Source organism: Candidatus Symbiopectobacterium sp. NZEC135 (assembly GCF_025962695.1).
The window spans coordinates 1-10019 of sequence record NZ_JAGFPF010000092.1 but is presented as its reverse complement, the minus strand read 5'-3'; the positions used below and the strand labels follow the sequence as shown (position 1 = coordinate 10019).

Sequence of the window (10019 nt, the reverse complement as noted above, 5' to 3'; positions counted from 1 at the left end):
GGATGGCAAAATACCTTCAGGCTATCCGCCAGCCGGGGCTGAAGCGCAGCAAAATCCAGCGATTCAAGCTTGTCTGCCCGATCGAACAGAGACTGGTAAGGCGTATGGTCGGGCAGCAGATGCTGCCATGCAAGTTGGTTACTGGTCAAAGTATCAAAGGTAGTTGTCTGAATGAAGAGCGTGATTATACAAGAATAATACCTGCTGCACAGACGAAGTGTTGGAACGTTAGGGAAATAGATAATTGATGTGTGATGACGCCACGGCTTGACGTCCATGGCAAAAATGCGAGCCCCGTGAGGAAAGTTGACTAAAAACTGTTATGCTAAGGGAAGCGTTACACGGTCACTGAAGAATTTATCATGAAATATCAACAGCTAGAGAATCTTGAGTGCGGTTGGAAATGGAAATATCTGGTGAAAAAACACCGGGAAGGTGAAGCCATCACGCGCTTTATTGAGCAAAGTGCGGCGGATGATGCGGTAGACGCATTGCTAAAAATGGCGAACCAACCGGTGCTGGTGCTTGCCTGGATTAAACAATGCATGAACCCTGCATTGGAAAATCGCCTCAAACAAACGATACGAGCACGTCGCAAGCGCCATTTCAATGCCGAAAGCCAGCTCACGCGCAAAAAATCTATCGATCTTGAATATCTGGTTTGGCAACGGTTGGCGGCATTGGCAACCCGTCGTAATGCCACGTTGTCGGAAACCATAGTGCAATTGATTGAAGATGCTGAGTCCAAAGAGCGCTATGCGAATCAAATGTCATTGCTCAAACAGGATTTGAAAGCGATCCTTTCTCAAGACGACGGCGATACAAAAAAGAACGGATAATAAAGGCCAGTTCAAAAATGAAGTAAAAAAAACCTCGCAATCGCGAGGTTTTTTATCAGTATAAGGTTATTCAGAAACGAATAACTTAAGCCTGAGGCTGAGAAACGACATCTTTGATGCCTTTAACTTCGATCTCAACGCGACGATCCGGTGCCAGGCAGTCGATCAGCGCTGCACGCGGTTTCGTGTTATCGCAGGTAGAGCCGGTAACCGGGTTGGATTTACCCATGCCACGTGCAGAGATCTTGTTAGCCGGGATACCTTTGGATACCAGGTAAGACACGACGTTCTGAGCACGACGTTCTGACAGTGCCTGGTTAGCTTCTACAGAACCGATACGGTCAGTGAAGCCCAGAACAACAACAGAACCGTCTTTAGGATCCAGATTGCTCAGTTGGCTGTACAGTTGGTCCAGAGACTGACGACCTTCTGGCTTCAGTGTATCTTTACCGAAGTTGAACAGAACGTCAGAACGCAGTGTGAAACGCTTGGTTTCAACCATTGGCGCTGGTGCAGCAACTGGTGCCGGAGCAGCAACAACTGGTGCCGGAGCATCACCCTGACCGAAGCGGTAGGAAACACCAACGCTCATCAGCAGGTTATCAGGACGTGCACCAACGGTGCCAGCGTCGCCAATGTTGTTGGTCCACTGGTAGTCAACACGTGCAGCCCAGTCACGATCGAAAGCGTATTCGATACCAACAGCAGCCAGTGGGGATACGCCAGTGTCGCTGTCGCTCAACTGAGTACCACCATTTTGACCGTTTGCGTCAACACGCCATACCATGCCACCCAGACGAGTATATACGTCCAGATCTTGCATTACCGGGTAGCTTAATTTCGCGGCCAACTGAACGCCCTGAGCTTTGAAAGCGGCACTGTCAGTTGGATTGCTGTTGGAACCCGCATACTTCATGCGACCCAGCCAGTCATAACCTAATTCAAAGCCCAGATATTGGTTTGCCTGATAGCCGACGAACGTGCCCGCGCCCAGTTTGCTCTTGATTGGGTTGTTGTTAATACCGTCAAAACCATTACCAGAGAAACCGGTGTCGTGGAACTGGGAAACCCCCAGTTTGCCGCCAACGTACCAGGTTTCTTCTTTGGGGGCTGCTTGTGCTACTGTAGCAAAGCTAGCCAGTGCCACTGCAATTGCGATAGCTGTTTTTTTCATTTTACGCCTCATTATCATCCAAACCGGCAATTAGCATTAATGCCAATAGGCCTTTGGTTAAATCCTTGACTGAAGCCACTGCTCTTAATTTATAACGTACTGCCAACTAATTGGCATTATGCAAAGAGCAACTCCAGCGCGTTAAAGTCTACAACGTGATACGAAAGTTACAAGTACGATATGATCTGCCTTGTAGAAAAAACAGCGTTTCATACATACTTCCTAACAAATAATAGTTTATTTTGGCGAATCGCAACGTTTATCCGTAATGGTTGACGCGCTTCACACCTGCATATCCGTGGTTTGGGCGTCAAACAAACCAAGATGATGATACGCAGATGAGAAAACTCTTAATTTACTTAATGGTACAGCGTTGAGTGAATTTTTAGGCGAGAAAATAGTCCATCTTCTTCTCTGCGTATGCACTGGGGTCTCATGATAAATCCGTAGGCGTTTCCTTTTTGAGCAGCCTGCCTCAAACGCATACTTTCTTCTTCCGTCAAATTGTGCTCAAGCCAGCATAAGACAACGCTGTAATTTCCCGTTAACAGCGCTTTTTCCATTGCCTCAACGGTTTCGTTAGGGTTGAGGTGATAAGGCTGAATAACTTTATCCAGGGGTAAACCCGATTGCTGTAACCAGTGGCGGCTGATTTTTTGTTGTGGGGCAAGCCACAGTAGCCAGCGCGATTGCGCGGCTAATTGCTGCAAAAGGGGAAGTAACAGAAGCGTTGTCATCGGGTGTTCAACACTGTAGTCGATTTCGCTGATGATACCGCTGCCATAGCCTGCAACTGCGTTCCGTGGCAATGGAGCGCTGTGCAGTGGGGCTGGCTGATGACGTTCTGAACGAATAGAGTGCGCACGCATGATGGGTTTCATCCTTAGTGTTACTGTATGTGCATACAGTATATCGGCTATGGACGAAAATCAACCTGCTTTTTTTTGGAAGCGCTTCGCATTATTGGCATGGCAGTGGGCGGAGATCACATTTTATGTTTGAAGCCTTACCAACCTTGTGATTAATTACTTTAACACGTTAAGAACACATATACAGACAGAGGATTGATTTTCAATACTAAAGGGTGTTGTATGAATCAGTTATGCAAAAAAAGGATTTTGCAATCAAAAGTTTCTTTCTCCTCGTTGGGAGAAATTACCACCCGTTCTCAATTTGGCGGTTATAGCATCGCGGCAAATAAAACCATCTTTGGTCTTATCTCCAACGGGGAGCTTTATTTACGTGCGAGCAAGCGTTGTGAGCCACATTTCCTTGCACTGAATATGCCGCATTTGGTTTATACCAAACGGGGCATGCCCGTACCATTGAGTTACTATTTGGTGGGGGAGGTATTATGGGAAGATCCGACGCAACTGCTGCAATTGGCAAAAATGTCGCTTGAGGGCGCAGAGCAGGATAAATCAGAACGTGAGCTTTGCACACGGTTAAAGGATTTACCCAATCTGAATCACGATCTCGAGCGGATGTTATGGAAAGCGGGAATCAGAAATGCTGATGAGCTGCAACAACACGGTGCAAAGGAGAGCTACTTGAAGTTAAAGGCTGTCAGTAAACATGCCAGTGTGAATATTTTACTGGCGTTGGCGGGGGCGATTTGCAGAACGCATCAGGCTGCGTTGCCAAAAGGGGTAAGAAACGAGCTGATTGAATGGTATAAACACCATTCAGCGCCGTTGCCTAAAACCTGACAGGCTAACTTGCGCGGTATCGTTACAGGCAATGATGCCGCGCTACAGGGTTTTTACGCTTTGCGCTTTTCCTTCTGCACCTGTTTTTACGGTGCGTACGTCACCGAATAGCCCCTTTCAACTGCGTCAGTTCTGGCAAGACATCGATGATAAGGCCGATTTGCTGCAAGACCAGTTGCTCCTTGCTGTCTGGATCGGGGGCAAGCTGTTGTACCTGCTGTTGACGTATCAGCAATCCTTCACGCTGCGTTTGTACGTCAATGTCAGGATGATTCAACGCTGCATCAATGTAACAGACGGCATCATCGAGTAGTTGCAACGTCTGCGGCATCACCATTTTTTCTCGGTGGGCACCGAGCGTTGAAATATAGCTTAACAGCGTATGGTTAAGGCACATAAAGCGAAACGCATCATCGAGTGTAGTTCTGATGGCATGGGGTTCAGAAGACATGTTTGCGACGACAGAGGCCAGCTCCGCGTCGCCGTTGTGCGCATCGCGGCGCGCGATACGGTAACGCAAACTGTTGCTTTTACCTTGATGGTACTGTTCGAGAATGGCATCCAGATATCGGCAGTTGGCGTTGATGGTTTTATCGATTACCGCAGGTAAACCACGAAAACGCCAGTCCGGCCAGATAAAACTGACGGCAGCCCAGGCAATGGCACATCCAATCAGCGTATCCAGAATGCGAGGTCCTGCCACTTCGAAACCCTCACCCAGCAAGTTAAAGCAGAGCAAAACCAATAGGGTAATAAACAAAGTGGCATGGGCATATTGTACGTTGCGAAAGGCAAAGAACAGTACACCGCTGATAACAATCAGAGTGAGTTGTCCTTCAAGCGAGGGCACAAAATAGAGTACCGGTATCCCAATCAGAATGCCTGCCAGCGTCCCGATAATACGTAACGCCAAACGCCGCCGCGTCGCATTGTAGTTTGGCTGACACACAAACAGGCTGGTAAGCAGAATCCAATAGCCGTGCTGCATGTGTGTCAGTTGAATAAGCGCATACCCCCCGCAGAGCAGGGCAGACATACGGATAGCGTGACGAAACAAGGCTGAACGCGGTGTAAGATGACGACTGATGCGCAGCCGAATATCACTCCAGCCAGTCAGCCCATCATCAGACAGACTTTCTTCCATCTGCTGCTGCGATTCCAGCCATTGCTCTGATTCGATATTCACTAACTGGGCATCAATGGCGCGCAGATTATTTAGCAGGTGGTGTAATGCTTTTCCTTGGGCCGAATTTGCGCCATCTTTGGCAAAAAAAGCGTGCAGTGCGGCATCCAAATAAACAAACGCCCGCTCGATACGTCCATCATGCTGGTATTTTTGCTGTAATAGAATGGATTGCGCCAATTGGCGACAGGCGCGTGCCTGCATTGTCAGTAAACGTTGAAAACGAAAAAGAATATCACTGTGGCGAAACGTTTCACGTAACTGCGCGTATTGCACGTGCGAGGAACTGGCGCGTTCGTGAATATCTTGTGCTGCAAAATAGTAGTGCAGCGTGCGGCGAGTGCCACGCTGTCCACGATCACCGCGTAACCGAGTTAACAATGAGGCTTTGGCTTGATTGAGCGTTGCCACCACATCACTGTTAACCAGTGCTACATCGATCAATGGATTATCGGTCGACTCATCAATATCGGGATCAAACAGTGTTGCTTTGGCATCCAGATAGTGGGAGAGCTGCTCAAAGCATCGTGCCAGACTGTCCTGCAAAGGACGAATGGGAAAGACAACATGCCCCAACAACGTCAGCAGGTTGTACCACAATGCCCCGGCGAGCAGCAAAAGTGGCTGTTGATACCAATTGTCATACAGGGACACGCCTAGCATGGTGTAAATGGCAATTAGCAGAGCACCAAAAGCAATAGTGGCATAGCGCTGACCCAATGCACCAAGCAGAATAAAACCAGCCGTTGAAAAGGCCAGCCCGATGCCGAAGAGCCACGGGTAAGGAAAAAGCAGTTCTATGGATACCGACGCGATAAAGAAACAGAGTAGCGTAATAAACAGGTTGCGTAATCTGCCGGTTAGCCGATCGTCAAGATCGGTCAGCGCTGCGGCCACCACGCCAAGCGTTAACGGAATGGTGGTGATGGGTTGGCCCATCCACCAGGGCAGCAACGCAGCGCCAGCCAGGGCAATGAATATACGCGCGTTGTACAACCAACCGCTATTGTAGAGGTAACGCCGGAATCCTGAGATAAAAGTCAACAACGTCTGTTCCTTACCGACGGTTAGCGATAGCGACGACGCGCGTTTCTTTCACGTATCGCTTGTGCCTCTTCAATAGAAACGACGCGACGACCTACAGGCCACAGTGCGATGACCGCCAGTTTGAAGTTGGCAATGCCGACAGGAATACCGATAATCGTTAGGCATTGCGCAATGCCGCTGGCAATATGCGATATACACAGCCACCATCCGAAAAGAATAAACCAGAAGACGTTGAGGACTGTCCCGCCCGCACTCAATACGGCATTTTTACGCTCAGGTTCTACCTCATCGATGTGAACGGCCTCATTGCCGTAGGGGAGCAGTGATAGCTTGGTGATTTCCCAGCATGATCGGGTCAGTGGCAAGGTGAAAATCAGCACAATGCTGATCAGCGTTGCAATAAACCATGCCAGCGTGGTGAAAAATCCGCCCAGCACAAAATTAAGAATGTTCAATACGGCTCGCATTGTTGCTCCATGATGTCAGGCGTAGCGAAGGTCTCATAGATAGGGCATCTATCATTACAAAATACAGACATCCCATGGCATTGCTTCAGCACACATCGCGTATGATGTCATCAGCAAGAATATTACATCAAGCGCAGGGATATCTTAACGTGTTTTAACACTGGAGGCGGGGTCTGTGTCGCAGGTAAACTACCGAAAAGCCGTTTTTTTCATGGCGTAACGAAAATGGAACTGAAAGCAACCTCTTTAGGCAAACATCTGGCGCAACACCCCTACAATCGGGTGAAGCTGCTCAATGCAGGCGTTCAGGTGAGCGGTGAGAAACACGAGTATGTTATTCCCTTTAACCAATTACTGGATATTCAGTGTAAGCGTGGCCTGGTGTGGGGGGAACTGGAGTTTGTGCTGCCAGAAAATCAGGTTGTGCGACTGCATGGCACCGAATGGCAGGAAACCCAGCAGTTCTACCGTTATCTGATGAAAATGTGGCGTCAGTGGAGTGACGACATGAGCGCGGTGTGTGCCGATGTGTTGCAGCGTCAGGTCACCGATATTGAGCAACGGACGAACCACCAAGGATGGGTTTCACGTCAGGCATTGACTGAGTTACAGACAGCGATTCGTGCCACGCTCGCCGCTTTGCCGCTGCCGGTCGAGAGATTGACGACGTTTATCAACTGTTGTGACAGTTACACCCTTTGTCAGCAGTGGCTCGCTGAGGGGGAATCGTGCAGAACCGCCTGTAACCAAGCCTGGATGGAAAAAACGCTGTCGCTGGAGCAGGCCTTTTTTGACGGCGTTGAAACCACCCCGCTGAATGCTTCGCAGTGTCGCGCTGTTATTAATGGTGAAGATTCTGTATTGGTGCTGGCAGGGGCGGGCAGTGGCAAAACATCGGTGCTGGTGGCGCGTGTCGCCTGGTTGCTACACCGCAACGAAGCGATGCCGGAACAAATCCTGTTACTGGCCTTTGGTCGTAAAGCGGCGCAGGAGATGAACGAACGTATTCAGGCGTGCTTGCACACGGATGCGGTGCAGGCCAAAACATTCCATGCGCTGGCACTGCATATTATTCAACAGGCTACGCGTAAGGCGCCGGTTATCAGCCGATTGGAAAGCAATAGCGCGCAGCGACATGAGTTGCTGATTAAAACCTGGCAGCAACAGTGTGCGGAGAAGAAAGCGCAGGCCAAAGGATGGCGTGAGTGGCTGAGCGAGGAGATGGCGTGGAATGTGCCGGATGGCGAATTTTGGCTGGATACGCGTCTGGCTGCGCGTCTGAGTGGTCGTCTGGATCGCTGGCTCGGGCTGATGCGCATGCAGGGCGGGAGCCAAAATGACATGCTGGCGCTAGCCGATGAGGAACAGCGCCCGCGTTTGCAGCGTGGTTTACGTTTAATGGCGCCTTTGCTTAAAGCCTGGAAAGCAGCATTAAAAGAGGAAGGGGCGGTGGATTTTTCCGGTCTGATCCACCAAGCGGTAAATCTGCTGGATAAAGGGCGTTTTATCAGCCCCTGGAAGCACATTCTGGTCGATGAGTTTCAGGATATTTCGCCCCAGCGCGCGCAACTGTTAGCGGCGCTACGCAGGCAGAATCTGCGTACCCGCCTTTTTGCTGTCGGTGATGACTGGCAGGCGATTTACCGTTTCAGTGGCGCGGAACTGACGCTGACCACGGCATTTGAGCATCACTTTGGGCGCGGTGAACGCTGTGCGCTGGATACGACCTATCGCTTTAACGATCGCATTGGCGAGATTGCCAATACCTTTGTGCAGCAAAATCCGCATCAATTAAAGAAACCCCTTAACAGCCTACGCACTGGCGACAAAAAGGCGGTCATGCTGCTGCCTGAAACAGAGTTGGAAGCGTTGTTTGATAAGCTCAGCAGTTACGTCACGCCTGATGAGCGTATTCTGGTGCTGGCGCGCTATCACCATTTGCGGCCAGCCATGCTGGATAAAGCGAGTGTGAGGTGGCCAAACTTGCTTATTGAGTTTATGACTATCCATGCCAGCAAAGGGCAACAGGCTGACTATGTGGTGATTGTGGGGTTGAACGATGGCAAAGAGGGGTTCCCTGCCTTGCCCCGCGAAAGTTTGCTGGAGCAGGTTTTGCTGCCCCAGATGGAACCTTTTGCTGATGCGGAAGAGCGCCGCTTACTTTATGTGGCGCTAACCCGTGCAAAACACCGGGTCTGGCTGCTCTTCGATCGTGACGCACCGTCTGTGTTTGTTGAGCAATTACAGCGTATCGGTGTACCGCTTCAGAGGAAACCTTAATAGCAGCGCTGCCAGCCAGCAAGCGGGTAGCGCTGATGCGCCGCGTTACTTCAGACGCTCATTCAGATAGCGTTGGTAGTCGGGAATGGCTATCTCAACGGGCTGTTTAAAAAGGGCTGAGTTAACCAGAAAGTCAGCGGTGGAGCGGTTGGTTGCGACCGGAATATTCCAGACGGTCGCCAAGCGAAGCAGGGCTTTGACGTCAGGATCGTGTGGCACCGCGTTCAGTGGGTCCCAAAAGAAGATCATCAGATCGATTTTTCCTTCCGAAATCAAAGCTCCGACTTGCTGATCTCCCCCCATTGGGCCGCTTAGCATGCTTTTGACCGGAAGCGCGGTGGTACGTTGGATCAGGTTCCCCGTGGTGCCTGTGGCGTAAAGGTGGTGTTCAGACAGCGTGTTCTTGTGTGTACTCACCCAATCCAGCAGAGCTTGCTTGCAGTGGTCGTGCGCCACTAAAGCAATGTGCTTATGTTCAGGAATAGTACGGGTGGTGAGTTCCATGTTTACGTCCTTTCATCAGAATAATAAACACAGATTACGAGAACGCTATTTCGCTGAAAAGATGTAGATGAAAAAAATGCGACTAACAACCAACGCGTTGGCGCAACTGCGGTTTAAATAATCAAAAAACGGCGCGGCGGTACTACTTGTCTTTTTCCTTTGCCCATTTCAGAAAGCGATCCTGTGTGTCTTTATCTGCCTGCCGAAACCAGTATTTGAGAATAAGAAAAGGGTCAATGCTGTCATGGGCATTGGCTGCGTTATTTTCGGGCCAGGTTTTAGCGTTCTGCTTAGGCGAGGTAAATGCGGAGACGGATGCATTTTTATTCGCAGCATTGTATTGCGCCAGAATGGGCTCCAACTGGTGAGCAAGCTCATCATTGCTCAACTCAAGCCTGTCCAGGCGAGCGCTGATAGGGGTATTGTGATTATCCACGAGCTGATAGTGGGTATCGAGGTCGAAACGCTCCCGTGCCTGGGGCGTGTCGAGTGCCGGTAACTGGATGGTAATGACATCCTGATTGCGCATATTGAACGCGGCCAATAACAACGGCGAGGAGTACGTACGTTTTTCACTGCCAGAGGCAGACGTCATTTTCACTACCCGAAACAGCAATTGGTGCTGACCGTTGTCCAGTTCCAGACTATCGGCCCCTTTTAATAGTGAACTGGACACTTTTTGTCCATCGACGGCGAGCAGTTCAATATCCTGATGTAACTTTAGGGTGGTGGCAGCGCTGGCTATACTGCTCGTGACGAAGAAAAGCAGCACTAAAACACGGTACAATTTCATCAGCTTGACTCCGGCATCATTTA

The 10019-nt window shown here is 49.9% G+C and carries 9 protein-coding genes; 3 read left to right on the top strand and 6 right to left on the bottom strand.

Annotation, left to right across the window (positions count from 1 at the left end):
- The first annotated feature begins 362 nt into the window (after window positions 1-362).
- Window positions 363-839 (top strand): macrodomain Ter protein MatP, encoded by a 477-nt coding sequence (matP, locus tag J5224_RS22435; protein WP_264627466.1) that lies wholly within the window; start codon window positions 363-365, stop codon window positions 837-839.
- Window positions 840-924: 85 nt separating this feature from the next.
- Here the strand turns inward: matP and ompA are convergent, their stop codons facing one another.
- Entirely contained in the window at window positions 925-2013 is a 1089-nt protein-coding gene (gene ompA, locus J5224_RS22430; RefSeq protein WP_264627465.1) for a porin OmpA, read from the bottom strand.
- Window positions 2014-2372: 359 nt separating this feature from the next.
- Window positions 2373-2882 carry an SOS-induced cell division inhibitor SulA gene (gene sulA / locus J5224_RS22425; protein WP_264627464.1) on the bottom strand — a complete coding sequence of 170 codons (510 nt, stop codon included), beginning with the start codon at window positions 2880-2882 and terminating at the stop codon, window positions 2373-2375.
- Window positions 2883-3104: 222 nt separating this feature from the next.
- Between sulA and J5224_RS22420 the strand changes: the two genes are divergently transcribed.
- The gene (locus J5224_RS22420) at window positions 3105-3722 is read left to right on the top strand and encodes a TfoX/Sxy family DNA transformation protein (protein WP_264627463.1); all 618 of its coding nucleotides are present in this window, start codon (window positions 3105-3107) and stop codon (window positions 3720-3722) included.
- Window positions 3723-3822: 100 nt separating this feature from the next.
- Here J5224_RS22420 and yccS read toward each other — a convergent pair whose 3' ends face one another.
- Together yccS and J5224_RS22410 are read right to left on the bottom strand one after the other, a co-directional pair.
- Entirely contained in the window at window positions 3823-5952 is a 2130-nt protein-coding gene (yccS, locus tag J5224_RS22415) for a YccS family putative transporter (protein WP_264627462.1), read from the bottom strand.
- A gap of 20 nt (window positions 5953-5972) precedes the next feature.
- On the bottom strand, window positions 5973-6419 hold the full coding sequence (locus tag J5224_RS22410; protein ID WP_264627461.1) for a YccF domain-containing protein: 447 nt from the start codon (window positions 6417-6419) through the stop codon (window positions 5973-5975).
- A 225-nt stretch (window positions 6420-6644) separates the two neighbouring features.
- On the opposite strand from J5224_RS22410, the gene helD reads away from it, so the two are divergent.
- Window positions 6645-8699: a DNA helicase IV gene (helD, locus tag J5224_RS22405; protein WP_264627460.1), complete on the top strand. Its 2055-nt coding sequence runs from the start codon at window positions 6645-6647 to the stop codon at window positions 8697-8699.
- A 45-nt stretch (window positions 8700-8744) separates the two neighbouring features.
- On the opposite strand, the gene J5224_RS22400 is transcribed toward helD, so the two are convergent.
- Together J5224_RS22400 and J5224_RS22395 are read right to left on the bottom strand one after the other, a co-directional pair.
- A complete protein-coding gene (locus tag J5224_RS22400; protein ID WP_264627459.1) occupies window positions 8745-9203 on the bottom strand; it encodes a methylglyoxal synthase in 459 nt (152 codons plus the stop codon).
- A 142-nt stretch (window positions 9204-9345) separates the two neighbouring features.
- On the bottom strand, window positions 9346-10019 hold a 674-nt coding region (locus J5224_RS22395), incomplete at its 5' end, for a DUF2057 family protein (RefSeq protein WP_264627458.1).

Coding starts and splice junctions, on each gene's coding strand:
- matP (WP_264627466.1), top strand. CDS start 363: ATGAAATATCAACAGCTAGAGAATCTTGAGTGCGGTTGGAAATGGAAA.
- ompA (WP_264627465.1), bottom strand. CDS start 2,013: ATGAAAAAAACAGCTATCGCAATTGCAGTGGCACTGGCTAGCTTTGCT.
- sulA (WP_264627464.1), bottom strand. CDS start 2,882: ATGCGTGCGCACTCTATTCGTTCAGAACGTCATCAGCCAGCCCCACTG.
- helD (WP_264627460.1), top strand. CDS start 6,645: ATGGAACTGAAAGCAACCTCTTTAGGCAAACATCTGGCGCAACACCCC.
- J5224_RS22410 (WP_264627461.1), bottom strand. CDS start 6,419: ATGCGAGCCGTATTGAACATTCTTAATTTTGTGCTGGGCGGATTTTTC.
- J5224_RS22400 (WP_264627459.1), bottom strand. CDS start 9,203: ATGGAACTCACCACCCGTACTATTCCTGAACATAAGCACATTGCTTTA.
- J5224_RS22420 (WP_264627463.1), top strand. CDS start 3,105: ATGAATCAGTTATGCAAAAAAAGGATTTTGCAATCAAAAGTTTCTTTC.